This window comes from Candidatus Rhabdochlamydia sp. T3358 (assembly GCF_901000775.1).
Lineage (GTDB): Bacteria > Chlamydiota > Chlamydiia > Chlamydiales > Rhabdochlamydiaceae > Rhabdochlamydia.
This window is the reverse complement of record NZ_CAAJGQ010000006.1, coordinates 43,484-69,139: the sequence shown is the minus strand read 5'-3', so window position 1 is coordinate 69,139 and position 25,656 is coordinate 43,484. Positions and strand designations below refer to the sequence as shown.

23 protein-coding genes are annotated in these 25,656 nt (G+C 36.2%); 14 read left to right on the top strand and 9 right to left on the bottom strand.

The genetic code is table 11. From position 1 onward, the window contains the following. Positions 1–263 precede the first annotated feature (263 nt). The 4 genes from RHTP_RS01980 (at position 264) to RHTP_RS01970 (ending at position 4,052) form a co-directional block, all read left to right on the top strand. Complete coding sequence (locus RHTP_RS01980; RefSeq protein ID WP_138106456.1) at positions 264–1,004, top strand: hypothetical protein; 741 nt, start codon at positions 264–266, stop codon at positions 1,002–1,004. A 2-nt stretch (positions 1,005–1,006) separates the two neighbouring features. Further along, the gene (locus tag RHTP_RS01975; RefSeq protein WP_138106455.1) at positions 1,007–1,420 is read left to right on the top strand and encodes a hypothetical protein; all 414 of its coding nucleotides are present in this window, start codon (positions 1,007–1,009) and stop codon (positions 1,418–1,420) included. A gap of 190 nt (positions 1,421–1,610) precedes the next feature. Next, positions 1,611–1,748, top strand: a complete 138-nt coding sequence (locus RHTP_RS08765; protein WP_171005702.1) for a hypothetical protein — start codon at positions 1,611–1,613, stop codon at positions 1,746–1,748. Between the two features lie 405 nt (positions 1,749–2,153). Then, complete coding sequence (locus RHTP_RS01970) at positions 2,154–4,052, top strand: universal stress protein (protein ID WP_138106454.1); 1,899 nt, start codon at positions 2,154–2,156, stop codon at positions 4,050–4,052. Here the strand turns inward: RHTP_RS01970 and RHTP_RS01965 are convergent. From RHTP_RS01965 to RHTP_RS01935, 7 genes are all read right to left on the bottom strand, one after another. Continuing rightward, on the bottom strand, positions 4,020–4,940 hold the full coding sequence (locus RHTP_RS01965) for an ABC transporter ATP-binding protein (RefSeq protein ID WP_138106453.1): 921 nt from the start codon (positions 4,938–4,940) through the stop codon (positions 4,020–4,022). The genes RHTP_RS01970 and RHTP_RS01965 overlap by 33 nt on opposite strands. After that, positions 4,937–5,914, bottom strand: coding sequence for an ABC transporter ATP-binding protein (locus RHTP_RS01960; RefSeq protein ID WP_138106452.1), 978 nt, complete (start codon positions 5,912–5,914; stop codon positions 4,937–4,939). Before RHTP_RS01960 ends, RHTP_RS01965 begins: the two co-directional genes overlap by 4 nt. Next, a complete protein-coding gene (locus tag RHTP_RS01955) occupies positions 5,911–6,831 on the bottom strand; it encodes an ABC transporter permease (protein WP_138106451.1) in 921 nt (306 codons plus the stop codon). Before RHTP_RS01955 ends, RHTP_RS01960 begins: the two co-directional genes overlap by 4 nt. After that, positions 6,828–7,664, bottom strand: a complete 837-nt coding sequence (locus RHTP_RS01950) for an ABC transporter permease (protein WP_138106458.1) — start codon at positions 7,662–7,664, stop codon at positions 6,828–6,830. Before RHTP_RS01950 ends, RHTP_RS01955 begins: the two co-directional genes overlap by 4 nt. A 161-nt stretch (positions 7,665–7,825) precedes the next feature. Then, a complete protein-coding gene (locus RHTP_RS01945) occupies positions 7,826–8,257 on the bottom strand; it encodes a hypothetical protein (RefSeq protein WP_138106450.1) in 432 nt (143 codons plus the stop codon). A 140-nt stretch (positions 8,258–8,397) separates the two neighbouring features. Next, entirely contained in the window at positions 8,398–8,955 is a 558-nt protein-coding gene (locus RHTP_RS01940; RefSeq protein ID WP_138106449.1) for a hypothetical protein, read from the bottom strand. Positions 8,956–9,138: 183 nt separating this feature from the next. Next, a complete protein-coding gene (locus RHTP_RS01935) occupies positions 9,139–9,768 on the bottom strand; it encodes a hypothetical protein (protein WP_138106448.1) in 630 nt (209 codons plus the stop codon). Between the two features lie 205 nt (positions 9,769–9,973). Here RHTP_RS01935 and rimO point away from each other — a divergent pair, with 205 nt between their 5' ends. The 8 genes from rimO to RHTP_RS01895 all read left to right on the top strand — a co-directional run bounded on the left by rimO (position 9,974) and on the right by RHTP_RS01895 (position 19,617). Then, positions 9,974–11,359 (top strand): 30S ribosomal protein S12 methylthiotransferase RimO, encoded by a 1,386-nt coding sequence (rimO, locus tag RHTP_RS01930; protein WP_138106447.1) that lies wholly within the window; start codon positions 9,974–9,976, stop codon positions 11,357–11,359. After that, entirely contained in the window at positions 11,356–12,525 is a 1,170-nt protein-coding gene (locus RHTP_RS01925) for a class I SAM-dependent rRNA methyltransferase (RefSeq protein WP_138106446.1), read from the top strand. The genes rimO and RHTP_RS01925 overlap by 4 nt, the downstream gene beginning before the upstream one ends. Positions 12,526–12,604: 79 nt before the next feature. Further along, on the top strand, positions 12,605–13,060 hold the full coding sequence (locus RHTP_RS01920) for a GNAT family N-acetyltransferase (protein ID WP_138106445.1): 456 nt from the start codon (positions 12,605–12,607) through the stop codon (positions 13,058–13,060). Next, the gene (locus RHTP_RS01915) at positions 13,050–14,390 is read left to right on the top strand and encodes a sugar porter family MFS transporter (RefSeq protein ID WP_138106444.1); all 1,341 of its coding nucleotides are present in this window, start codon (positions 13,050–13,052) and stop codon (positions 14,388–14,390) included. The genes RHTP_RS01920 and RHTP_RS01915 overlap by 11 nt, the downstream gene beginning before the upstream one ends. A 131-nt stretch (positions 14,391–14,521) precedes the next feature. Next, positions 14,522–15,577, top strand: a complete 1,056-nt coding sequence (locus tag RHTP_RS01910; RefSeq protein WP_138106443.1) for a class I fructose-bisphosphate aldolase — start codon at positions 14,522–14,524, stop codon at positions 15,575–15,577. Between the two features lie 201 nt (positions 15,578–15,778). Continuing rightward, a complete protein-coding gene (locus RHTP_RS01905) occupies positions 15,779–17,287 on the top strand; it encodes a hypothetical protein (protein WP_138106442.1) in 1,509 nt (502 codons plus the stop codon). 83 nt (positions 17,288–17,370) lie between these two features. Next, complete coding sequence (locus RHTP_RS01900; protein WP_138106441.1) at positions 17,371–18,984, top strand: hypothetical protein; 1,614 nt, start codon at positions 17,371–17,373, stop codon at positions 18,982–18,984. Positions 18,985–19,194: 210 nt separating this feature from the next. After that, positions 19,195–19,617, top strand: coding sequence for a YidH family protein (locus tag RHTP_RS01895; RefSeq protein WP_138106440.1), 423 nt, complete (start codon positions 19,195–19,197; stop codon positions 19,615–19,617). Here the strand turns inward: RHTP_RS01895 and RHTP_RS01890 are convergent. Both RHTP_RS01890 and RHTP_RS01885 read right to left on the bottom strand, forming a co-directional pair. After that, complete coding sequence (locus RHTP_RS01890; RefSeq protein ID WP_138106439.1) at positions 19,600–21,720, bottom strand: hypothetical protein; 2,121 nt, start codon at positions 21,718–21,720, stop codon at positions 19,600–19,602. The two genes, RHTP_RS01895 and RHTP_RS01890, sit on opposite strands and share 18 nt — an antisense overlap. Positions 21,721–21,724: 4 nt before the next feature. Then, positions 21,725–23,164, bottom strand: coding sequence for an adenylate/guanylate cyclase domain-containing protein (locus tag RHTP_RS01885; RefSeq protein WP_171005701.1), 1,440 nt, complete (start codon positions 23,162–23,164; stop codon positions 21,725–21,727). Between the two features lie 183 nt (positions 23,165–23,347). Here RHTP_RS01885 and RHTP_RS01880 point away from each other — a divergent pair, with 183 nt between their 5' ends. Then, positions 23,348–23,887, top strand: coding sequence for a hypothetical protein (locus tag RHTP_RS01880; protein WP_138106437.1), 540 nt, complete (start codon positions 23,348–23,350; stop codon positions 23,885–23,887). 4 nt (positions 23,888–23,891) lie between these two features. Beyond that, complete coding sequence (locus RHTP_RS01875) at positions 23,892–25,580, top strand: ubiquitin carboxyl-terminal hydrolase (RefSeq protein ID WP_138106436.1); 1,689 nt, start codon at positions 23,892–23,894, stop codon at positions 25,578–25,580. Positions 25,581–25,656 lie beyond the last annotated feature (76 nt).

Genomic DNA, 25,656 nt, shown 5'->3' with positions numbered 1-25,656 from the left:
ATAATTCAATAAGCGTTTCCATTTTTGACCTCTTTTGTTGTTGTTTTTTCAGAAACGAAACTTGTACAACATTAAGAGGTCTTTTTACACTGTTTTTTTGTCTTATCTTTCCTATTCTTAGTTAATTAAACTCAACATTGGGGTTAAAAGGGTTGCAATATCACTATGACATTCTCAAAGAGCTTGTTGGAAATGCATACTTTAAAATAACATTATTCTGCCAAATGATCGTTTATCAAGTAACATGGATTAAGGCATAATGTATGCGTTGGTTATTATGTTTGATTCTAACTTCTCGCCTCATAGCAGCTCCCTTCGAAAACGTAGGTCCTTCCACTCCTGATGAAATTGCTTCTTTAAATACAAACCTTCTCATAGATGGATACATCTCCCCTTTATCTGGACAAGCCTCTCTTCATGAAACAGATCTTCTCATTAAAGCAGCACAAGACCTCACCCTTAAAAGAACATACGTTCCTCCGCAAATTCTTGGCCGTTATGCAGACAAAGACAAGGCAGAATTAGTTCTTCCCTCTTTAACAGCTTTTATTGTCCCAGTTGCTTATACAGCACTCACAGGAATTGCTGCTTATGCAGGCTACAAAGTGTCTCAGGTCATTTACGAAAGAAGTAACTCTTTAATGAGGAATTATTATTCTGGAGATTTGACTCCTCATTGGCTAACTAAAAGCGGGAGTATTGACCCAACCCTTCCTGCAAATCCAGATGAGTTATTGAAACGTCCTGGTTGGAAGGAAACAACTCATCCAGATGCAGGAAAAAATGGGCACAGATCATTTGAAAATAAAAAAACCGGAGAAAAACTCAGACATGACAAAGGAAAACCTGGCTATCCAGGACACAAAAGGCATGATCATTATCATCGACCTAATCCTAAAAAAACTAGTCGGGAAGACGCACTTCTAGATGCTCAAGGAAATCCAGTACCTGAAAAGCATGATAAATCACATATCTACTCTCCAGATAAAGTTTGGTGGGAATAACTATGAAAAAAAATTTAATCGAGTATTATGCGCCATTTTTTCACGATGGATCAATCATTGCCATAGAACATCATCACAACAATATGGAAATTTCCATGGAGAGTGCTCAGATGGATATTGAAGATTTAAAAGATGATACTAAGTTGTCAGAACATGATTGTATTAAAGGAAAGCTGCATTTAGAAAATATTAAAACTATATCAATTAAGGAGATCCCTTATTTTGGAACATTACAAATGCCTTATGATGCGGGAAGTATCTTTGATTTCATCTTAGACAAACAAATGGTTGAGCTACAAATAATATGGGAAAATTTCCCCCCCAAACCAGATGTTAATGAATTCTCTACTATCAAAATCACAGCAGAAAAGATTTGGTGGGAAAACATTCCTGACCTTTTTGATCCCTTTTGGTAAAGCTAGCTCTTGTGATTCATGTTGTCATCAATGGAACTCTTTAGTTGCTTATTTATTACTAAAAACATGGGAATTTATGACAAACGATAAAGAACTGAATGAAAGTGAGTATACGTGGAATGATTATGTTATTATTAAGCAAGATGCTCCAGAGTAGTTTTGTCCAGGAAGGACTGGGGTTATATGTCGCATGTGGGAAATTAAATTTGAAGACATTGCAAAAAAATATCAATCAGAATTAGGGGATTGGATTTATCTTATAAAATTTAAGACCGGTAGAGAGTTTCGAGTTGCTGGTCGTTTTTTAGAGAAATATCCAGAAGTATAAAAATATAGTGGCTATGCAGTTAGCAAACATGAAGGAAAAATTTATAAAATATTTTTTATGGCTTCAACAGTGTGATTTTCTGTAGATCTTTTTTCGATCTCTCCTGATTCAAGTTCCTCATAGGACAAAATGCTTTCTGAAGGCTTTTCGTTGAGCTTCTGTGAAATTTGCGGTGGAGCATGAGGATATGCAAGAGAGGGTGTAGTGACAAGAAGTAGTGAATAGATAAAGGCTTTAAGTTTGTATACAGTCGGTTAAATTTAGGTAAATTGTTTGCATAAGTTTAGAGTTCGAAAGGAATTTTTTAATAAACAAACTTGTTTTGGGATTCATTGCTTTATAAACTCAACACAATAGTTGTTAAAAACTCAGATAGTCCATACCTTAAAAAAATAAAGGTGGATTATGAAAGAAGGTGGCGGTTTAAAACAAACAATTGCTCAACTACATAAAAATACATTTAAGAGGGTCTTGGGTGTATTTGAGCTGTTTGCCATAGGTTATGGAGATTTAGGCTCTTCAATTTATTATGCATTAGGAGTTACTGCTTTATTTGCTTTAGGGGCAACTCCTATAGCCCTTGGATTAGCAGGGATTGTTTTTATATGCACAGCGCTTAGTTATGCGGAAATGACCTCTATTTTTCATGAATCAGGGGGATCAGCTAGTTATGCTAGACATGCATTTAATGATTTAGTCTCTTTCATTGCTGGTTGGGGTTTATTACTAGATTATATCGTAGCTATTGCAATTTCGGCTTTTGCAGTAGCTCCTTACTTGAGCTTTTTTTTCGTAGACCTTTCTGAAATTTTTATCCAGATTTTGTTTACAGCAGGTCTTATTACCATTTTATGTGTCATCAACATCTTGGGAGTAAAAGGATCAACTTTAATAGGTCTCATTTTATCAAGTCTTACCATTCTTGTGCAATTAGCTATTATTGCTGTTGGTTTGGATACTATTTTAAATCTTACTCGGTTCACTGAGCAATTACAGATTGGTATTCCTTTGGTAGACTGGTCTGCTTCATGGCCTAATTTTTGGAAAGGAACAGCTATGGCTATGGTTGCTTTTACAGGGATTGAATCTATTGCACAACTTGCTGCAGAAGCGGAAAGGCCAGCTAAAACAGTTCCTCGTGCTATTTTACTTGCTATGGTTGTATTAATCGTGATGTATGCAGGTATTTTATTAGTGACTTTTTCTGCTGTTCCTCCCAGAGAATTAGGAACAACATATCTTTCTAATCCCTTTGCTGCGATTGTAAATGCTCTGCCTTTTGGTCACTGGTTTTTTGCTCCTATTATAGCAGGACTTGCGGCAGCTGTTTTAATAGGAGCTGCAAACGCTAATTTACTAGGAGCTTCTCGCCTTTCTTTTAATTTAAGTCAGCACTATCAATTACCTCGTTTGTTTAATCGTATCCATCCTCGCTTGCGCACACCGATCGTTCCTCTAATTTTTTTTAGTGTTTTAGCTTGTATTGTTGTTTTTTCTAGTAGAGGAAAAATGGACTTCCTTGCTGATCTATACAATTTTGGAGCAATGATTGCTTTTTTTTTCACTCATCTTTCTTTAATCGTTTTAAGGATCAAAAAGCCAGATGTACAGCGTTCTTTTCGGGTTCCTTTTAATCTACGTATTAAAGGTTATTCGATTCCCATTCCATCTATTATAGGGGCTTTATCCACTTTGGGGGTGTGGTGTTTAATCGTATTTACCAAGCCGGAAGGAAGATATTTAGGTTCTGTCTGGATGGTGTTAGGGATTGCGATGTATTTTTATTATCGTAAAAAACGCAAATTAAAACCCGCTGGCCACTTAGTGATTGAAGAAGTTTTTGTTCCTTCTTACAAACCTTTAGAAATTAAGCAGATTTTAGTGGCTACAAGAGGTGGAATCCAAACAGAAACAGTTCAGGTAGCTTGTGATTTAGCTAAATTGCATGGGGCAGAAATTACAGCACTACAAGTTATTGAAATTGCCTCCTCTCTTCCTTTAGACATGATGGTACCCAGACGCTTAGCAATGGCTGAGGCTGTATTAAAAAGGGCAGAAGCCATTGCGCGAGAGCGCAATATGGATATTGAATTGATGGTTGTTTCTTCTAGATCTATCCCAGATGCTATTTTAGAGACGGCAAGAAAAGGAAAACACGACTTAATTGTGATTGGTGCTGGGCAGCCTTTTGATGAAGTGGGATTAGGAACTGTTATTGGAAAGATATTGCGCTTAGCACCTTGTCGTGTTTGGGTTTGTATGACGGAGTCATTAGTGCAAATGGCACGCGACGAAATGCCCTGAATGCTTCTCTTTCCATCTAGGTTTTTCTTGGACACAAATTTTTGTAGCATAGGGGCAGCGAGCTGCAAAAGGACAGCCTGAAGAAGAAATGGGGCCAAGAGTGGGTTTGGCCTTTTGAAAAGAAGATCCTGGCATAGTAGCAAACAAGGCTTGGGTATAGGGATGTAAAGGATTTTGATACAGGTCCTCTGTAGGTGCAAGCTCTACAAAGTTTCCTAGATACATAACAGCTACTCGATGAGAAATATGCCTTACCATATTGAGATTGTGAGCAATAAATAGATAGCTGATAGACAATTCTTCCTGCAATTTTTTTAAGAGGGTGATGATTTGTGCTTGAGTCGATATATCTAAAGCTGAAATAGGTTCATCGCATACAATAAAAGCAGGATTTAATATCAGAGCTCGAGCAATGGCAATTCTTTGTCTTTGGCCTCCTGAAAATTCATGAGGGAGGCGATTAAAAGAACTAGCATGTAATCCTACACGGATAAATGCTTCATAAGCTAGCTGTCTACTAACTTCTTTAGTATATTTACAGTGAATTTGCAAAGGCTCCATGATAGCTTCAGCTGCTGTCATTTTTGGATTTAAAGAAGCGTAAGGGTCTTGCAGAATAATTTGTGCTTTGCGTCTAAACTCAAAGAGCTGTTTTTTGGAAAATTTTAATAGATCTTGATTTTCAAAATACACTCCTCCAGAAGAGGGCTCTTCTAAACGCAATAAACATTTCCCTAAGGCGGATTTACCCGATCCACTCTCCCCAATTAATCCAAGAGTTTCTTGAGGCAAGATGGAAAAAGAAAGATCCAAGAACGCTTGGGTATAACCTTTTTTTAACTGAAATCGTTTGGATAAAGCCTCAGCTTGTATAAGAGGTGTGTTCATGATTTTCTTCTCGGGTCGTATTGAAAACAAGCGCATAATTGATCTTGTTTAATTTCTTGTAAAGCGGGTGTTTGGGAAAGACAAATACGCATGGATTGATCGCATCTTGCACAAAAGCTACAACCAGGGGATACAGTACTTAAGTCAGGAGGAAAGCCAGCAATGGGCTCGAAAGGAGTTAAGCGGGATTGAGGTAATATTTGTAGTAGTTTTTGTGTATAGGGATGCAGGGAAGAAGAAAAGAGTTTTTTTGTGCTACTGCTTTCTATAACCTGTCCTGCATACATTACCATTACATGATCACAAAATTGAGAAACTATAGACAAATCATGAGTAATCCACAAAATGCTCATTTCTCTTTTTATTTGTATTTTCTTAAGCAGCTCGAGAATTTGTGCTTGAATAGTTAGGTCTAAAGCAGTTGTTGGCTCATCAGCAATTAAAAGCTGAGGAGCACATATCAATGCAATAGCAATGATCACTCTTTGACGCATACCTCCACTTAACATATGAGGATAACTAGATAGACACTGCTCGGGATTGGTAATTCCCACTTCTTCTAACAGATTTAAAGATTGATCTTGAGCTTCTTGTAAAGAAGCATGAGGAAAATGGTGTAGATAGCCTTCCTTAAGTTGTTTACCGATAGGAATAGTGGGATTTAATGAAGTCATAGGATCTTGGAAAATCATGGCAATACGCCTACCTCTAATCGTTTGCATTTTTTCTTCTACATAAGGAAGAAGGGGTTGATCTTGGTAGTAAATTTGTCCCTTAATAGCGATTTTTCCTGGAGGAAGTAAAGCAATAGTAGCTTTTGCTAATGTGGTTTTTCCACAACCTGATTCTCCTACAACCGCTAGGATTTGGTTTGTAGCTAAGGTAAAAGAGACATCGCGAACTGCATGTATACACTTATCTTTGTCGAAAAATTGGACACTTAAGTTTTTAACAGAAAGCAAAGGTTGTTTCATTGCATATGTCTTGGATTGAGAATTTCTCTTAAGCCCTCTGCTAATAAGTTTAAACTTAATAGACTTAGGCTAATGCAAGCAGCTGGGACAATTAAACGCCAAGGGTAATAACGAATAGCGTATAAACTGTCATGGATCATCATTCCTAAACTGGCGGTAGGAGCTTGTACTCCTAACCCAAGAAAACTTAGGAAAGCTTCCACAAAAATAGCCCAGGGAACTGTGAGGGTCAAAGTCACCATAATGGAGCCCACTGCATTAGGGATTAAATGCTTGCGCATAATATGCCAGCGGGTGGCCCCTAAAGCAAAAGCTGCTTGAACATATCCTTGTTGTTTAATTTGTAATATTTGACTGCGTACAATACGCGCCATGTTTACCCAGCCTATTAAGGCCAAAGAAAGAATAATGGTAAATACCCCCGAGCCAATGACCGTAATGAGTAAAATGATAAATAGCAGGTAGGGAATAGAATAAAAAATATCTAACAGGCGCATCATACGCATCTCTATTTTTTTACCCAAAAACCCAGCGCACACCCCATAGAGCACACCTATGATTAAATCAATGGTAGAAGCAGAAATGCCTACAAAAAAAGAAATCCTTGCTCCCCACCAACACCTGGTGAATAGATCTCTTCCCAGATCATCTGTTCCAAACCAATAATTGCGACAAGGAGGTTGGTTTCTAAGAGGAAGATTAATTTCGTAGTATTTGTAAGGAGAAAGATAGGGCCCAATAATGGCCATAATCATGAGTAAAGTTAAAAGAGATAGTCCTAGCAAAGCAGATCTTTTTTTAACCAGCTGCCTCCAAGCTTGACGTAAAGGGGAAATGCTTGGCATTTCTGCTTTTTCATCAAGCAACTGAGCTCTTTCTAGATGAGTTAAAGGGGTAAATAATTCTTCTGTATTCATCTATCTTTTAACCTGGGATCTAAGAATATGTAGATTGTATCAATTAACCAAACAGCTAACAACAGAATACAGCTGTAAAAAATGGTTAGCCCCATAATCATCGAATAATCGCGATTAATAATACTTTGTACAAAAGAGTGCCCCAAACCAGGAATAGCAAAAATTCTCTCAATGGCAAAACTTCCGATAAAAATATTTGCTGAAAGAGGGGCTAAATAAGAAAGAACAGGGAAAATAGCATTACGTAGCGCGTGTTTATATATGATCTGCATTTGACTTAAACCCTTTGCTCGAGCGGTTAAGATATAGTCTTGTTGCATGGCTTCAATTAAATTGACTCGGGTAAGCCTTGCTATAAAAGCTGTTGGTAAAGCAGCAAGAGATAGAGCTGGCATAATACTTTGCGCAAAACTACCCCAACGAGCTACTGGCAATAAATCAAGCTTCATAGCAAAAACGAACTGTAAAAGAGTTGCCAAAATAAAACTAGGTAAAGACATACAAAGAGTGGCAAAGAGCATGCTTACACAATCTTGCCATTTAAGATGATTTGCCGCAGAAATCATGCCCAATCCTACTCCAGACAAAATAGCGAGTGTCATTGCTTCTAAGCCTAGTACGAAAGATGTGGGGAACCCATTAATAATGACATCTTTTACCGCTCTTCCTTGATAATGAAGAGAAGGACCTAGATCTAATACACAGATGTTTTTTAAATACTTTACATATTGCAACCATAAAGGTTGATCTAGGCCATAGTGAGCAGAAAGCGCTTTTGAAATTTCAGCATCCAACTTATCATCAGCAAAAGGACTACCCGGAATAGAATGCATTAAAAAAAACGTCACTGTAATTACAGCTAAAAGAGAGCTCAATAAAGTAGATGTTTTTTTTAATAAGGGATAAATAATGAAAGCTAATATCCTTGTGCATGAGTTTCAACTCTAGCTAGGATAACTAAAAGGGTTTTTTTGGCAAAGATTCCTTTGTCTTTTCATGTAAATTTTATTTTTGACCATGCATCTTTTCCAAGCTCATACATCTTATCCATAGTCTTTTCTCCCATATTGTGAGTATATCCCATCACAATGGCTGCTTTGAAAAAGGGAAGAGGAGGGGCTGTTAATACACTTATGCATAGTATAGAAGTAAAAAAAGCAGCAGCTAACAGGGCTGTTTTATTAATGGTATTGTTAATTGTTAACAGGTGACTCTTAAAAGGTTCTGGAAACTTTTCTAAGACTGCATTGTCTCTGACTGCATGAGAGCCAGCAGCAGCAGCTCCTAAAAGAGCTGCTGATAAAGGGCACAGACAATAAAAGACTCTTGCTATTACCAACCCGACAAATGCTTGCTCTGTTACATATCTTCTAAGAGATTTTTCATGATTATCAGGTGTTTTCACAGTCATGTCAAAAGACAGCATAAAAACTCCTAATCTATAATTATAATAAAAAAACAAACTAGATAATATAAAAAGAGCTTATATTGAGAATTTAATTAAAAAAACAAAGCTCACCTTATTATAACAAGGTGAGCTTTTAAGAAACAAGTAACTAAGCGTTGTTAAGTGCCATCACCACCTAAGCGATTTCCGTTAGATCCAAAGAAACGATTCCATAGATCAGCTATTTTTTTTGTTGCGGCTGGGTATTGTGCGTAGATATCATCTTTAATATCATTAAAACACGCTTTAATTGTTTTATCTGTAGTACATGCTTCATAAACTCTTCTAGATAGCGGCTCTGCCACTAAATAAGTAGCACTCATTAACAGGCCAGCTCTAAGGCAAGATGAAGATCCTGGGAGGATTGTGTTCACTACTGCTTTTGCTAGAAAAAATGATCCGGCAACCAAAGCTGTTTTTACAGCTGTTTTATTGTCTCTGATCAAAGAAAATTTAGCAGAAAGTTGCTCAACTGCTTTGTCTGTTACATACCGACAACCTTCAGTTGCTAAGCCTAATGCTGCTGATTGAAAAAAAGGAAGGTGACAGACAAAAAATCCGAAGGCTGTGCTAAAAGCGGTTTGACCGATTAGATAATCCTTTACAGGAGTATTCTGTTTATTAAAAGGCGTTGTGAATGTCCGATTTAAAAATGATAAATCTGTCGATGCAGCCATATAATTTCTCCTTGATTAAAATAATAATGCTTCTAAAGATTGGCAGTTTTTTATTACTCTTTTTAAAAAAAATTTTTGAATAAAAAAAGCCGACCTATATTCTTAAAAAAGATCAGCTTATAGTAAGACAATTAAAGATTAAATACAGCGATTTTTCAAAAAAATCCCAATTAAATTTAGGCTCTACTGTGCATGTAGAGTAGCTCCTGATGCAAAAGCTCCCGCTCCGATAACGGCAACAGCTGCAGCAATTTTAGCAACTAAAGCAAGATTATAAGAATTTAATCCTAAAGAGAAACTTAAAGCAGCAATGGGAACAGTTCTAATCGTTTGGTTAAAAGAAGATTGCGAGATATTTTCTGTCTCTAACTTAGAACCTTTCATCCAGCTAAATGCTCGATTAGTAGCACTATTGATAGCATCTAACCCTTTATCTAAAGCTATACTTCCCAATTTTACAGCTACACCAAGCATGAATCCTGCAGGAATGCTTAATCCCATTAGTAATCCTGTAGCTGCGCCTAATAGGCCGGCTCCAATATAAGGAACAGTTGGGTGGTGATAGATAGAATTAAAAACATTTTTTACTTTATTGGCGCCTGCTTGAGGATATGCTTTAGTTGCAGTCCACTTCTCAGTAAAAAAGTTTTTAAACCTTGTTGATAGGTTAGGTTGTTTAGGTGTTATATGATTTTGAGCAATTATATTAATGTTCTCATTTGATTGAGTTATTGCTCTATTTGCCATTGCCTCCTTATATGATGGAGGGGGAGCAGAGGGTCTAAACCTGTTTGTTTGTATTAAAGTTGCCATGTTTATTTCCTTTTTATATTGTTTATTATTCAATTCGATATTAATTATAAATTAAAACGTAATTAATTGTAATTAATTAATAGTTAATGTTTAATATTAACCTAATCTTAACATAGCCTAATTGGTAAATAATTTATTTAATAATAAGAGCTGGTGGGAAATTCTGCCTTTATTGATAATTCTTAGGTTTACTTAAGGCAAAATCATGAAATATCCTTCTCAGCTAAAAACATTAAAAAATAAGATCCATTTTACCAGCCTTGGATGTGCCCGAAACCTAGTGGATACCGAGGTTATGTTAGGGATGGTGCTCAAGGCTGGTTATCAGATTACAGATCAGCTTAATCAAGCGGATTTTCTAGTGGTTAATACTTGTGGGTTTTTAGCCTCTGCTAGACAAGAGTCTATCGATTCGGTAAATAGCTTTTTTCAAGAGAAAAAAACAGAAGCAAAGGTGATTGTAGCCGGTTGTATGGTGCAAAAACATAAAGACCAGCTCAAAGAGCAATTTCCTCAGATTCATTATTTTTTAGGCTCTGGGGATGTGGAAAAAATCTTGGAAGCTATTACAGCTGATATTCCTGGAGAGGCGATATCTAATGCCCGTAGCTATTTAGAATGGGGCGAGATACCAAGACAGCTATCTACAAAGCATTATGCTTATTTGAAAATAGCAGAAGGATGTGCTAAACAATGTGCTTTTTGCATTATCCCTAAGATTAAAGGCCGCTTGCGTAGTAAACCTACGCCTCAAATTCTTAAAGAATTTCGTGCTTTGATTTCTCAGGGGGTAAAGGAAGTGATTCTAATCGCTCAGGATCTAGGGGATTATGGAAAAGATCTAGTCGATAAACAAGGACTAGAGAATGTGATCTCTCTTCTTTTATCTGAAAAAGGATTCTTTTGGCTAAGATTATTATATCTTTATCCTGATGAGATTACAGATGGATTAATTGCTTTAATGGCAGGTGATAAAAGGATCTGTCCTTATTTAGATATGCCCATTCAGCATATTAATAATCGGATCTTAAAAGCTATGAAAAGAAAAACTTCTAAAGAACAGATTATTGAAACAATAGAAAAGTTGCGTAAGAATCTTCCAAATGTGGTCATTCGCACAAGCTTAATGGTTGGGTTTCCTTCAGAAACAGAAGAAGATGTAGATGAGCTTATTGAATTTATCCAAAAACATCCCATCGACCATATCGGGATTTTTAAGTATTCCTGTGAAGAACAATCTGCTTCTGCAAAGCTACCAGATCATATAGCAGAAGAAATAAAACAGGCTCGTTTTGATAGAGTAGCAAAAGCGCAAATGCAGCTTATTGCTCAAAGAAATACAAGATATATAGGACAAAAAATACCTGTTATTGTAGAAGGCTCTCATCCAGATTCGCCCTATCTTCTCTGTGGAAGGTTTTATGGACAAGCACCAGAAATTGATGGCATGGTAATTATTAATGACGCTCGCAAGGTGAAAAAACTACCTGAACTATATGAAGTGGAAATAACGGATGTTGCTGATTATGATTTAATTGGAAAAGTCATCCGATCTTTAGAAAAAAAACCCTCACTTAATATGGTTTCATGAAAAAACGAGCTATTTTAAAACCCGGTCGAGAAAAATCTCTTTTAAATCGACACCCTTGGATTTTTTCTGGTGCTATTGCTTCTTTGCCAGAGTTTGAGCAAGGGGAGATTTTAGAGGTTTATAGCTCTTCTGGGCAATATTTAGCACAAGCGTACTTTCATAAAGATAATTCTCTTGCAGCAAGGGTATTAACCTTTGATTGCGATTTAGAGGATGTTATGCTTAATAAGCATTTAGATCGGGCTATTGAGTTGCGAAAAAAGGTGTTTTGCCAAAAAACCACTAATTGTTTTCGCTTGGTAAATGCGGAAGCAGACGAGCTTCCAGGTCTTATCATTGACATCTACGATACCATAGCTGTTATGCAAATCAACACATGGGGCATGCAGCGTTTAAAAGAAAAGATTCTCTCTTTATTATTAAAAAAGCTTCCCCTTAAAGGAGTCTTAGAGAAATCCGTTTCTTCAGCTCGTCTGCAAGAGGGTTTAAAAGAGGAGAAAGCCGTTTTATTTGGAACAGTTCCTCAAGAACTGATTGTAAAGGAAAATGGCTTATCTATGTATGTTACCCCTGAAGAGGGGCAAAAAACAGGTTTGTTTTTAGACCAAAGAGAAATGCGTCAGCTGATTTTTCGTCATGCTAAAGGTAAAAGGGTATTGAATTGCTTTTCTTATACGGGAGGATTCTCTTTATTTGCTTTAGCGGCTGGTGCTAAGCATGTAACTAGTATAGATGTAAGTAAAAGAGCTTGTGAGTTAGCTCATAAAAACACTTTGTTGAATAAATTTCCGATAGAGGCACATACCATTATTCAAGCAGATGTATTTGAGTACTTACGGCAAAAGGATTTACCTTTTGATCTAGTGATTTTAGACCCTCCTGCTTTTGCAAAAAGAAGACAAGATGTGAATAACGCTTGTAATGGATATAAAGAAATCAATCGCCTAAGTTTGGCTAAAATGCCTTATGATTCTTTATTACTGAGTAGTTCTTGTTCTTATTTTATCAATGAAACTTTATTTCGCCAGCTGCTTTTTCAAGCAGCTTCTGATGTAAAACGGTCTGTATCTATTCTTTCCAAACACATTCAAACACCAGATCATCCTATTTCTTTATTTCATCCAGAAGGGGATTATTTAAAGAGTTTTTTTCTCAGAGTTTGTTAAGTACGTCTTTTTGTAAAAATACTACTTTATTGTATGGTGCAAAAAGAGAAACTCTTTATCTATAAAAGGAGTGTGTCTTATGAAATTCAAATGGATTACTATTAACAATATAGAATATGGTTCAGCGAAGATGCTGCGTTGGGAAATGTTGCATAAGCCACTTGGTTTAGCTCCAGAAACAGAGGAAATACCAGAGGAGATAAGCAGTTTGCATCTAGTTGCTTTAGATAGCAAAAAAGTAGTGGGTTCGGTTTCCTTCTCGCCAGAGAGTGAAATCATGGGACGCATGTATCAAATGGTCATGAGTGAAGAGTATCAAGGAAGAGGATTTGGCCGCAGATTACTTTGCACATTAGAAAAAGGATTAGAAAAAAAGGGGATCTACTATGTGTACCTCTATGCCTACAAAGAAGTAGAAGGTTTTTATCAGCAAATGGGCTATCAACCAGAAGGTCCTACCATTGAAAAAATTGGTATTCCACATCGACTTATGAAAAAGACACTACAAAAAAAAGAGGCAGAGTATGGCTCATAAACAGCGTTTAAGCAAGTATATGATCTTTGTTGTGACAATAGCTTGTTTAGGAGGTTTATTATTTGGATATCATACGGCAATCATTTCAGGAGCTTTAATTTTTATCTCTCCGATTTTTCATCTATCTGTTGCAGAACAAGGAGTATTGGTTAGCATCATTTTATTAGGAGCTCTTGTAGGGGCCTTAATGGGAGGGTATTTAGCGGATCGCTTAGGGCGTAAATGGACCATTATGCTGACAGCTGTTTTATTTATTTTAGGCTCTTGGATTACAGCAGAAGCGCATGCTTATTTTACCTTGCTTTTTGGGCGTGTGGTCAGTGGGATAGCTGTTGGGGTTGTTTCTGTAACAGCGCCTTTATATCTTGCTGAAATTGCGCCTCCTAATCGTAGAGGAGGGATTGTTTCTGCCTATCAATTAGCCATTACACTTGGGATTCTTGGAGCGTATTTCATTAATTACATTTATGCAAAAAAAGCAGATTGGCAAGAGATGTTTATTATTGGCAGTCTTCCTGCTGCTATTCAACTCCTTGCTCTTTTTTTTACACCGGAATCTCCCGCTTGGCTTTTTAAAAATGGCAAGTCTCGTCTTGCTATTACTGTTTTAGAGAGATTACGTTTAGATCGGGATTGGGAGAGTCATGTTGATGAAATGAAGCATTCAGCTAGCTCAAGAGATAAAAGAGCTTGGAGGCTTTTATTCTCCTCTAAGTTACGCACCGTTTTATTCGTAGGTCTTTTCATTAGCGCCTTTCAACAAATTACAGGGATTAATACGGTTATTTACTATGCACCTCGCATTTTTCAAGGAGCAGGGTATGCATCCGCTATTAGTGCTACATTTGCTACCTTATCCATCGGTATGATTAATGTATTAGCAACACTTGTGTCTGTTTGGCTATTAGACCGTATAGGAAGAAGAAGATTGCTTTTGATAGGGATTACAGGGATGGTGATTAGTTTGTTCTCTCTTGCTATCACTTCCTTTTTACGCTCTTCATTAATTGATGAAATGGCTGTCATTAGTTTAATATGTTATGTTGCTTTTTTTGCTATTGGCTTAGGCCCCATCACCTGGGTATTACTCTCAGAGATCTATCCATTAAAGGTGCGTGGTAAAGCAATGACTCTTGCTACATTTGTAAACTGGCTCTGTAATTATTTTGTTTCATTGACATTCCCTAATTTGCTGGTTTCTATGGGAATTGGAGGGTCTTTTCTTCTTTATGGTGTAATTAGCGTGGTAGCTTTTTGGTTTGTCCTTAGATACGTGCCTGAAACAAAAGGCAAAAGCTTAGAGGAAATTGAACAAATTCTGCAAAAATAAATTTTTTTTATAACAATAAAAGGGTTAAATTTGCAGATTTTTCCCTTTTAGATGTTAAAATCCTTTAAAAAAGCTGTTTTTATCTATATAGTTGTCTTTTTTTAAGAAATTTTAAATCTAGAGGTTCCTCCATGTCGCTTGCTAATATTGAAAAGCTATTAGGTAAAAAAGCTAAAGATTTGCTTGATCACACTTGTAAAATTCCTAAAGAGCGTTTGCATTTACCAGGCTCTGACTTTGTCGATCGCATTTTTTCCCAGTCTGATCGTAATAATCGCGTATTAAATAGTTTAAATACGATGTTTCAAGCAGGACGCCTGGGAGGAACTGGCTATCTCTCGATTTTACCGGTAGATCAAGGAATAGAACATACAGCAGGAGCTTCTTTTGCTGCAAACCCCGACTATTTTGATCCTGAAAATATTGTGAAATTAGCCATTGAAGGGGGATGCAATGCTGTTGCTTCCACTTTGGGAGTGCTAAGCATGGTTGCGCGTCGCTATGCACACAAAATCCCTTTTATGCTGAAACTCAATCACAATGAGCTCTTAAGCTATCCTAACAAATTTGAGCAAACCATGTTTGCAAATGTGGAACAAGCCTATGACATGGGCTGCGTTGCCGTAGGTGCAACAATTTATTTTGGTTCACCAGAATGTCGCACACAAATACAAGAGGTGTCTCAAGCTTTTGCACTAGCACATGATTTAGGCATGGCAACTGTTCTATGGTGCTATTTGCGTAATCCTGCTTTTAAAACAGCTGATAAAGACTTTCATGAAGCAGCTGATTTAACCGGTCAAGCAAATCATTTAGGGGCTACAATTGGAGCAGATATTGTAAAACAGAAGTTACCTATAAACAATGGTGGCTTTAAAGCTCTAAAGTTTGGTAAACAAACCGAAAAAATGTACACAGAACTATGTTCTGATCATATGATTGACCTATGTCGTTATCAAGTGGCAAATGGCTATATGGGTCGAGTGGGTTTAATCAATTCAGGCGGGCCTTCAGAAGGAGCCAATGATTTAAGTCAAGCTGTAGAAACCGCTGTTATTAATAAAAGAGCCGGTGGTATGGGCTTAATTTCTGGACGTAAGGCCTTTCAGAGACCTCTTAAAGAAGGCGTTCAAATTCTTCATGCAATCCAAGATGTATATCTCTGTAAAGAAGTTACGATCGCTTAAGACAAATCAAAACACACACAAATAACAAGGCTTATTCTGTATAAGCCTTGTTTCCTCTCAAGTTTTTAGAGCATTTTTCTGTTTAAAATACTTCAAAAAATAAACAAAAAATTTTTTTTGACTTAATCTTTTCTTATCATTATCATATTTAATTTAAATAAATATACCTATCAAAAATAAACCAACATAAAGACTCAACTTATGACAACTTCTCTTGTTCCGCTTGTTAATCGAACAGCATTTAAGTCACAGCCTATATGTAGCTGGAGACTAAAAAATAATCCTGACTTAGAATTAAGAGTCTCCAAAAACCGCACCGGTATTTGTTACGCGGTATATAATTCATGGATTAAAGAATATTGGGAAAGCAAAGCATCTTCTTCAGAAGTATTTACATTAGGGCAATGTATTTGGAAAGATTCCGAAGGCATAATTGAAAGTCGACTATTTAGAAATGACTTAAGGAGTCGTGTTGCTATTATTGTTTCAGCTAATGTAGAAGAGAAAAAAATTGCAGTAGTGATATGGAAAGGTAATTATGATGATAATTTTCTCATAAAATATGAACCAGTTATGTCTGCCGATGCTGAGGGTTTTCCCATATTAGAGGAAAGCACAGAGGAACGAAGAAACCATAGAATTCTATCTTACGAACCAACAGCAGAAGAGGGAGTAGTACGATATCATGAAGCGGCAGAAGAGAGTGGAAAGATAATTAAAGAAGAGATTGTTAAGGTATGGGCCGCGGATCGTGAAATTCGTTTCATCAAGCGTAATTCTGGATCACAAGAAGATATGTTGTGCAGGGTTTTTGATAGGGCATTGAACGATAGTCGTGATGTTTCCTATTCTTCGGAAAATGTCGGTTTCTTAAAGGGTAAAGAGCTTATCCGTCTTATTCGAGAATACAACCTGCCTCAATTGCTATACAATGCAAGTGGAGTTGCTGAATCAGTAATCTTTTATGGAACACGTGATACAAATCCATTAGTCTGTTTTATGAAAGATTGTGTTCTATCTCAAGTAGATGCAGCACAGGTCAGCGCCTGGGTAAAACAACAATTTTATTATAAAGATGCAGAAGGAAAAGTTATTCAGGGTGAATATACAGATTGCATCAAAGCAGAAAAAATAAAATTTTCTTTTAATCCTAATAATACAGAGCCTGTATTTAGAACCTTTAAGGATATTGAAACATGGCATGTTAGTATGCAAATATATGCTGCATTCTTACGACAAGGACCGATGTGCTTACTGGCTTTCTTTTCAGGAATATTCTCTGCAGATGCGCAAAAAAATTACCAATTATCTGAAATCAATCGATATGGAATGGAAAGTTTGATTTGTGGAGTTCCTAGCATTGCAGCTGCAGATAGGAAAACGGTTATTGATCATTTTACAACAGCCCTGGAGGTTTGTGCTACCATAAACCTTTATATTGCATGTGATAGATCTGTATTTCTATTTGATGTTGCTGGAAGAAGATGGATCCTGAGATGTTGTGGCGCTGGGAAAAGCATCAGGAACACAATTGGAAGCACGGGAAGAGGCATTGGAAGCTTTTTTTCTGGAACAGAAGTAAAAGATACCATGAAAAACGCGGTTGAAGTAAGCAAAGATGTTGCTAAAGTTGCAAAGAACGCCGCTGAAGTTGTTAAAAATGGTAAAGAAATATGGGGAAGCTTTGAGGAAATTTTTACCAAAGAATAAATAGATGAGTATAAGAGAAAAGCATTTAGAACATAATCAATTAATAACCATGTTATTTATTTAAAAAAACAGAGGATTTTTCTATGTCTGCACCGATTACAAGTCAAGATTCCTCTCTGGAACACTTTTCTTTGCAAACTTACCAAGACACGGCAGGCTCAAGTCAACCTAGTACTAGCAATGCCCTTGGCTATAAAAGTTATTTACCTCAGCAGTTTAACTCAACAATATCTTGCTTGGAGGAAGAGCCTGAAGATATAGATGCTGAGCTAAGGGAGGCTTGGGATCGGTATGATATCGCGTTTGCTGAGCCCCCAGAACCCTTTATTGCCGAATCCGTAATAGGATATATTGCTGGGATCTTCAAAAAACAAAGCCAGCAAGATGGGAGAGTAAATCCCGAGAGGGAAGAGCTTATTGCGTGTTTGCATGATATTGGACTGCCAACAAAAAATAAGATTAGTATAAATGCCGCAAATAATATGGCTATAATTGAATTCAGACCCAAATGCAGTATAGTAGAGATTCACGGTTTTGGATGGCCTTTAAAAAAATTTGGCGGTTTTTCTGGATCTCCTGCGAGTGTTGAGCAGGCATATGTTCTTGATGAAAAGACGTCTACTAAGTATGCATCTATAACTATGCTAAACTCTCAGGATTTAGTAGATGAAAAATATGATCAGGTTCGAGAAAAATATAGCTTGCATATCAACCCATCTCAAAGACACCCTAAAAGCCATTATCCTGTCTCTTGGTTTGACAAGAGATCTTCTGATGAGATGGAGAAACTATTGTCTTACCAAAGGCGGCTTCTTCAGAGAGCGATGGAGAAGATGCATGTTGATGGGCAGCCCTTTGACCCGGCTTTTGAACGTATTTTTATACCAACTGAAGAGGAGCATATAAGAAATGGAAATAGCCTTTCTCATCTAGCGCTCACAGATATGATTCTTTTTGAATATAAAACTAAAGAAGTGCCTGTAAAAGATCAAGAGGCTTGCATAGCAGAAATAGACAATCTTCCAACTTATACAGTGCAAGAAATATGCGCTAAAATTGAAGCAGATTTGCTAGAGCATCCAATTAAAGAGGTAGATCTTCATAGTTTTGCACATCTTTTAAAAAAATTAGGCGGTTTTGCTTCCTCTTCTGCTTGCATTGAACAGGAATGTACTATTGAAAAAGAGAAGTTTAAGTGCACAGCTATAACTTTGAGAAATCATCAGGATCTAGTAAACGAAAAATATGAACAGCTTTGGGTAAAATATGGGGGATCCCATGAATGTCCTAAATGCGATTATCCTGTGTCTTGGTACCAAAAGAAAAAGTCTTCTGATGAGCTGGAAAAACAGCTATTGCATCAAAAACAGCTTCTTCAAAAAGCTGTAGAGAAGATGCATATTGATAAAGTTCCTTTTGATCCGCTTTTTAAACATATTTACATACCAACTGAGGAAGATCGTAAAAGAAATGGAACTCCTCTCTCTGCTATAGCTCAAACAGATAGCATTCTTTTTGTGTATAGGACCACAGAAGCAGATCATCTTCCAACTTATGCGGTGGATGAAGTATGCAAAGCAATTGAAGCAAGCGTTATTCCTCACACAGAAGAAATAACCCGAATAAACAAAAAATTTCCCATAACTACGAGGTTGAAAAATAATCTTGCAAATTTTTTTCCTTTACAGGGCGAATAATCAAGAATACTTTGCATTTTTTCGCTCTAGGAACCAGAAAAGTCTTGCAAATACTCCGGAGTAGTTTAAAACCCAAATGATTTAAACTCACCTTACGAACTCTCTATAGAGAGCGTGATTTTTATGAGAGACAGTTTCCTCTATACGTGGTTAAGTTGCTATGCTCAATTCTACATTGTGAAAAACAGAGCAGTTCTTTATAAAAAGAGTATGATAGAAAAATCCACTGAAAGCCCCGTGAAAAGTTTTAATCGCGCGGATCATTTGGCCAATGAGAGAACTTTTTTGGCATGGATTAGAACCAACCTTGGAATAATGGCATTTGGGTTTGTTGTCGGAAGGTTTTCCTTTTTCATGCAACAAACAGCATTTTTTTTAGGAGAATCAAGACAGTCACCTTCACAAGGGTATTCTTCTCTATTTGGTATGTCTTTAGTAGGTGTTGGAGCTATACTTTGCATCTTTGCGTTTTTTAAGTTTAAAAAGATAGAGAGACAGATTAATAACGACATCTATCAGTCCTCAACTTGGCTTAATGCTCTGCTTGCACTGTTTGTCTTTTTTATAGGTGTCTTTTTGGTCATTTATTTCATAAATTCATATACGGTACAAGCTTTAACGGATCACTTTTAATAGCTGCTCTAATGGTTTATCATCCTGTTTAAACCTTTTGATAGTTTTATCTTTTACAAATGTGGTTTTCTGTTCCCAAGGAAAAGGATGTTTAGCTGGAGGAATCGGAGTTTTCTGCAAAGATTTACATTTAGGGATCAGGATATTCAATGGGTTTTTATTTTGTTGGCAAATAAATAACGCTGCAATTTTAGCAGCTGCTTTCTTGAGATTGATTTCTGGATTTTCTAAACTACCTTCTAATTTAAGAGCTAAGACGTAATTAGAAGGAAGGTTGGGAATTTGAAAGGCTTTATTTAAGGTAGAAGCAGGTAGGCCAACTTTCATTTTAAGCAAGTCATCTTTTACTTTTCCCCAAATGGCTATTTCGTACAAATCTGCTAATAACAGCTCCACTCTTTCCAGTGTAATTAGAGATTTATCTACATGCATAATAATGGGTGCTATCCAAAGATTGAATGTAACAGTTGCATCAAACTGATGTATTTTTAGTAAATTAAATAAAGAGGAAGCAAAACTTTGCTTATAACAAAGCATCTTTCCCATTTCTATTTCTAGTGTAGGGATGACCCATTGTCTAGAGTGAAATGGATAGGAAAAAGAGAGGGTTTCTCCAGCTGCAACCTTAATAGAAATAGGATTTTTAGGTTGTAAACTGGGAAAAAATTCTTGTAATGCATAAGTTCCTGCGTCTTTGTTTAGCTGACAATAGAGAGGTTTATCTAATGTGATTGCTTCTTTTTGTAGCTGTCCTTCTAAAGAAAAAGAAGAGTAAGGAGAGAGCATTTCAACCGATAGGGGTCCACTTCTAGCAAGGAGCTTTGTATTTAGAGTAAGATTTATGCTAGGGCCACATAACTTTTGCAAAGAAATTTGAGGGAATAGACCTTCGAGTAAATAGGTAGGTAGTTCTAAAGCTTTTATCTCTACACCTAGAGCCTCTGTTTGTTTTGTCCAAGAGATATCTGAAAAAAATGATCCTTGTTTTTTAGCAGAAATAGCGGCTTGTATTTGAGAGGAAATAAGTTGCTCTGAAACCTTTGCCTGGATCTGCAGAGAGGAGATATGAGAAATTTCAGACGAGGAAGCTAAGAGTAGTTTTTCACTTTTCAGCTCAGCATGAAAAACTAGAGAAGGTTTATTAAGTATAGGAAAAAACCCCTTACCCTTTGTGTTTAGGGATAATTGATGGATCATACCGTGAAATACACTCGGTTCTACAAGAGTTAATGCGGGTAGCTTCATTAAAGATCTGATAAAAGTATAATTATCTTGTGTAAGCGTGAAAGATAAAGGAACAGCATTAGCTGTCAATTGCTCTTTCTTTTGATCCCAATGAGCAGAGCCTTGTATTTTTACTAAAGGGCTTGATAGGTCAAAAGTATAAAGTTGTTCTTTTACATCTAATCTAAGATCAAATACATCGCCTATAAAAGGTCTTATAGAGGAATCTTGAGTGAAAAGGCTCAAAAATTCAGTGGATAGATTTGTGCAGGTTGTTGTAAGGGTTAAAGGCAAGGGGTATGCTTTTTTAGAAACAAGAAAACTGCCTTGCAGATGAATAGAGCCTTTAGTTTGATTTTGTAGGCTAGTAGCTTGCAGAACTAAATTGCCTAAATCTTGCTGTCTAGTCCATTTAAGATCAACATGATCAAATTGCATACTGGGGTAATCTAAGGGAATAACTGTAAAAGAGCCTTTTGTTACTTGTAGAGTTTGCACAGATTGAAAGATATCAAAAGAAAAGCGCTTTGGTTTTTTATGACTTGGAAAAGAGCTGGGGGGAATAGGCGATTTTTCCTCCCAAACCACCTTAGGCTCTATCACTTCTAGGTTTTTAATTTTATGGAATAACAAAATAGAAATAAGCGAGCTATCTATGGTAATCTCAGGACTGCTAAACCAAGGCTGATTCTGTTTATTTATTTCCAGTTGCAGGATTTTTTGTTTACCAAACCAGCTTAAATGCAGCTTGGTTAATTGGATTTTTTTTCCTAAAGAAGAAATGAGTAGTTGAGTTCCTAATTTGGTAGATAAGAAAGTAGGTAAAAAAAACAAAGAAAAACTAAGAACAAGAATGATACCGTAACATATTTTTCGCATAAAACTAGTTTTTTTCTATTGCATAGACTCTAATGGATTCTTCTCTGCCGGGCAAGGTAATAGGGCCTAGGCTTTCAGCAGAAAATTCTTCTTTTATAGCTTGGTAGGTATCTTCACTGATTAAAATGCTTCTGTTCATGGATTTTGTCATTTGTTCTAGTCTAGAAGCAATATTTACGGTATCTCCAATGGCTGTGTAATCCATCCGCTTGTCAGAGCCTACATTACCTACAATAGCAAATCCTGTATGGATGCCGATCCCTACTTGAATATTTGGCTGTTTCCATGTTGTATTGAGTTTTTCCAGTGCTTTTTGCATGGCAATTGCTGTTGTAACAGCATTCTTTTCCTGGATTTCATCGTCCAAAGGAGCACCAAACTCCACCATTAAACCATCTCCAATAAATTTATCCAGAGTGCCTTTATGCTCAAAAATAATATCTAACATAATCTTAAAATACTCATTGAGCAAAGCGACAACCTGCTCAGGTGGTAGACTCTCTGATAGATGGGTGAACTGACGAATATCAGAGAAAAGCACAGTGATTTTTCTTCTTTCTCCCTCCAATTTGGTAGGTTTGGTAGAGGATAAAATCTTTTGCAGGACATGGTCTGAGACATATCTTGAAAAATTCACCTTTAGGCGCTCTCTTTCTTGCAGACCTTTTGTCATTTGATTGATAGCATCACCAAGCTCTTCAAATTCATCATGTGTTTCTAAGCATGCTTTGCAAGCAAGATTGCCTTTTTCAATTTGTTTAACACATCCAATCAGATTATCTAAGGCCAAAGTGACTCGTTTTGCAAAAAAGGATGCTATGACAAAAGCTAGAATAACAGCTAGTATAAAACTAACGCATATATAGGGGACAAAACGCATCAGGTCTTTGAAAAGAAACTGAGTGGGGATATTTGCTCCTATAGATGCAATATAATTGCCTTCCCCGTCAATTATAGGAGCAAAAGCCGTGATCCAGCTACCCTCATCTTCTCGGATAATCGTTTTTTTTACATGGTGTTTAGAAAAATGAAATAAAGAGCTTTTATGTTCTGTGTGAAAGGGTTGTTTAATAACGGCTTGGAATTCAGGATCTTCTTCTGCATCTGCCAAAAAAAAGGCAGAATGAGTGTCTTTAGGATTAGCTGTGATTAGATAGAGATACTTAATATAGACAACATTTCCTCGATTAGCATCTCGAACTTTTCTTAATTGCAAACGGAAATGATCATAGGCAGGGTTGTTTTGAGTGGGGTTTGCAATAAGAGCTTTGATTTGATTTACATCTAGTAATGCAGCAGTAGTGGCAGCAACCGTTAGAGCTTTATTCTGCTCTCTAGAAAATGAACTGTATTCAAGCTCTGTCAAAAGAATACCAAAACCAAAAATTAAACAGGCTACAGAAGTGATTACAAAGGCAAAATAGAGCTTTGTACGATAGTTCATAGCATCCCTTGATAAGAGCATCTTAAATGCAATGTAATCGCTTGTTTATTTTTTGACAATTCTTTGGTTTTTTAAAAAATTAGTAATTTTATAATACTTAAAAATTTATATAATTATTAATAAGTTGGAATATTATTCAGTTTATTTTATTATGTATGAATATAATTTAAAATAAATGATATTATGACTAGTTATGTGACTTCTAAAGATGTATTAAACAATACGAATATCCCTATTCAAATAGGGGAAATTTCTAGCACCACCTCTAATCTAACTGATTGTAAAAGAAAAAATCCTAGTTCTGTTTCTTTACCTCATAAAATGATTAAAACCGGTCATTATGAAGAATCAAACGTAGATCAATCTGAGATTGATCATTTGTTTCAGAAAATATTTGACTTTTGTACAGAGGTTAAAAAAGATCAGGATAAAAGCTCAAAGTTAATTACTCTAGATTCCTTATTTTCTGAAGAAAATCTCAATCAAACCCTAAACTCTTTGTTTACTAAAACCTTGTTAGAAAAAACCAAAAAAGAAGGAATACGCAGCTCTTTAGAGCAAGATCCCTGTTGTGGTGAGTATTGGAAAGAGTTACATGCTAAATCCCGTAAAACACTCTCCTTAAAAGACCTTCAAAAACTTCATTTTTGTTTAGAAGCCTCTTCCCTAGACCAGAGACTACAAGAACTTTTAATTCCTATAAAACTAAATAAGGTGTTCTAAGGATATGACGACAAGCTCTACGCACTCTCTAGCAAATCCTTCTATTTCTATGAGAAATGAGCTAGGGCTAACTATTCCATTGAATGGAAAATCCTATCATCTTAAAATTTATTACAAAGAGTCAGATTCAGCCCAAGAAGAAGAGATTGCTAGCAGCTGTTTAAATCCATGCAAAAGTAATTTTCAGTATCTTCTTTGTCGGCAAATCAAAGAGCCGTGTAAAACAATTAATATATCAAATTTTATTGCAAAGTCCGTTTGTGAAGTTGAAAATACTCAAGGAGTAATAAAATCAGTTGCTGGATTTAGCTTGGCGGGATCTTCGTGCTCTAGAGTTTTTCAGAACCTTCTTAATAAAATGAATAGCATAAGGGATAAAGCTCTAAATCAAAAAGATACGCTAAGCTCTTCGTTTATTAAAATTTTTCTAGAAGATACCCAGATAAGAAAACGCAAAATTGCAGAACAATCTCCTCAAAATCCACATATAGAAAATCTTAAAAAACTAAAAGCATGCGGTAAGGAACAAGTAATAGGTTTAGATAGGTTAGGAAACAATTGTTGTGTAAATGCAACCTTGCAAATTATTTTAAATAATTCGGAATTAAGAAATATATGGGAAGAATACTTTCAGGAAGTAGCAACTATGTACTACGAAGCCTTGTCTAAAGGACAAGAGTCAGCCCCTAACACTATTGGTAATGAGTTTCGAAAGCAATTGCAAAAATCATCCGCTAATTTAATTGATAAAGACTCAACTGCTCAAGATGACCCAACTGCTTTTCTTGAAGTATTTTTTAATATCTGCAAAGAAAAGCTTTCTCATGTGGAAGTCAGATTTGAAAGAATGAAATATAAGCAAGTGGGAGATGGAAGGATAGACCCTAGTATTCAACAGCCTGAAAATCATAGACAGTTTCGGATCTCTATAAATAACCAATTCAACCAAAAAGCAAGCTTGGAAGAACTTTTAATAAAGCACTGCTCAGAGGTTAATGAAATAGAAGAAAATGGTATAAATGTAAAATACACATCTGAAGATCAATATGTCTCTTTACCTAACCATCTTATCATTGACCTATTCACAAATAATAGAAGAGATGCTTCTGCTGTTTGTATCCCAACAAATCTTTGTTTTCCACAAGATCTTTTAAAGGATAGGCATTCTGCTCATACATATGATCTGGAAGCTTTTATTGTGCATTTAGGAGAAACTGATAAAGACGGACATTATGTTGCCTATCGAAAAGTGAACAATCAATGGAAAAAGTTTGATGATCATGTAGTAACAGATATTAATGAAAATCAATTACAACAGGTTTTAGGAAATTTTCAAGAAGAACAGCTAGATTCTTCCCATCCTTATGCTGCTTTTCAAGAAAGGAGTGAATATCGGCAAACTGGTAGTCATACACTAATAGATTTTGATGATGAAGATGACCAAGAGCTTTATGGAAATTTTCAAGAAGAACAGCTAGATTCTTCCTATTCTTATGCTCAGAAACTGGATAATCCCACAGTTTCCTCAATAGATTTTGAGAATGAGGCTCACCTGGGAGAGCTTTTAAAAAATTACCAAGAAGAAAAACCTAGAGGTTTCCTTCATGAATTGCTAGCAACAGCTAAATCTATTTTTTTAGATGATTCAAATCCTTATGTCTGCATGCTTTCTTATTCTAAAAAGCAGACTTAATTTAAGGTTTTATTCAATGGTTACCATCTTTGTAAGACCTTAATTTAACATTTTCTTTACAAGATCTTCATTATAA

Excerpts from the sequence above, each read along its gene's own strand:
- RHTP_RS01875 (WP_138106436.1), top strand. The coding sequence starts at position 23,892 with ATGACGACAAGCTCTACGCACTCTCTAGCAAATCCTTCTATTTCTATG.
- RHTP_RS01945 (WP_138106450.1), bottom strand. The coding sequence starts at position 8,257 with ATGCTGTCTTTTGACATGACTGTGAAAACACCTGATAATCATGAAAAA.
- RHTP_RS01980 (WP_138106456.1), top strand. The coding sequence starts at position 264 with ATGCGTTGGTTATTATGTTTGATTCTAACTTCTCGCCTCATAGCAGCT.
- rimO (WP_138106447.1), top strand. The coding sequence starts at position 9,974 with ATGAAATATCCTTCTCAGCTAAAAACATTAAAAAATAAGATCCATTTT.
- RHTP_RS08765 (WP_171005702.1), top strand. The coding sequence starts at position 1,611 with ATGTGGGAAATTAAATTTGAAGACATTGCAAAAAAATATCAATCAGAA.
- RHTP_RS01910 (WP_138106443.1), top strand. The coding sequence starts at position 14,522 with ATGTCGCTTGCTAATATTGAAAAGCTATTAGGTAAAAAAGCTAAAGAT.
- RHTP_RS01890 (WP_138106439.1), bottom strand. The coding sequence starts at position 21,720 with ATGCGAAAAATATGTTACGGTATCATTCTTGTTCTTAGTTTTTCTTTG.
- RHTP_RS01940 (WP_138106449.1), bottom strand. The coding sequence starts at position 8,955 with ATGGCTGCATCGACAGATTTATCATTTTTAAATCGGACATTCACAACG.
- RHTP_RS01905 (WP_138106442.1), top strand. The coding sequence starts at position 15,779 with ATGACAACTTCTCTTGTTCCGCTTGTTAATCGAACAGCATTTAAGTCA.
- RHTP_RS01895 (WP_138106440.1), top strand. The coding sequence starts at position 19,195 with ATGATAGAAAAATCCACTGAAAGCCCCGTGAAAAGTTTTAATCGCGCG.
- RHTP_RS01935 (WP_138106448.1), bottom strand. The coding sequence starts at position 9,768 with ATGGCAACTTTAATACAAACAAACAGGTTTAGACCCTCTGCTCCCCCT.
- RHTP_RS01915 (WP_138106444.1), top strand. The coding sequence starts at position 13,050 with ATGGCTCATAAACAGCGTTTAAGCAAGTATATGATCTTTGTTGTGACA.
- RHTP_RS01880 (WP_138106437.1), top strand. The coding sequence starts at position 23,348 with ATGACTAGTTATGTGACTTCTAAAGATGTATTAAACAATACGAATATC.
- RHTP_RS01965 (WP_138106453.1), bottom strand. The coding sequence starts at position 4,940 with ATGAACACACCTCTTATACAAGCTGAGGCTTTATCCAAACGATTTCAG.
- RHTP_RS01900 (WP_138106441.1), top strand. The coding sequence starts at position 17,371 with ATGTCTGCACCGATTACAAGTCAAGATTCCTCTCTGGAACACTTTTCT.
- RHTP_RS01960 (WP_138106452.1), bottom strand. The coding sequence starts at position 5,914 with ATGAAACAACCTTTGCTTTCTGTTAAAAACTTAAGTGTCCAATTTTTC.
- RHTP_RS01970 (WP_138106454.1), top strand. The coding sequence starts at position 2,154 with ATGAAAGAAGGTGGCGGTTTAAAACAAACAATTGCTCAACTACATAAA.
- RHTP_RS01955 (WP_138106451.1), bottom strand. The coding sequence starts at position 6,831 with ATGAATACAGAAGAATTATTTACCCCTTTAACTCATCTAGAAAGAGCT.
- RHTP_RS01885 (WP_171005701.1), bottom strand. The coding sequence starts at position 23,164 with ATGAACTATCGTACAAAGCTCTATTTTGCCTTTGTAATCACTTCTGTA.
- RHTP_RS01925 (WP_138106446.1), top strand. The coding sequence starts at position 11,356 with ATGAAAAAACGAGCTATTTTAAAACCCGGTCGAGAAAAATCTCTTTTA.
- RHTP_RS01950 (WP_138106458.1), bottom strand. The coding sequence starts at position 7,664 with ATGCATTCTATTCCGGGTAGTCCTTTTGCTGATGATAAGTTGGATGCT.
- RHTP_RS01975 (WP_138106455.1), top strand. The coding sequence starts at position 1,007 with ATGAAAAAAAATTTAATCGAGTATTATGCGCCATTTTTTCACGATGGA.
- RHTP_RS01920 (WP_138106445.1), top strand. The coding sequence starts at position 12,605 with ATGAAATTCAAATGGATTACTATTAACAATATAGAATATGGTTCAGCG.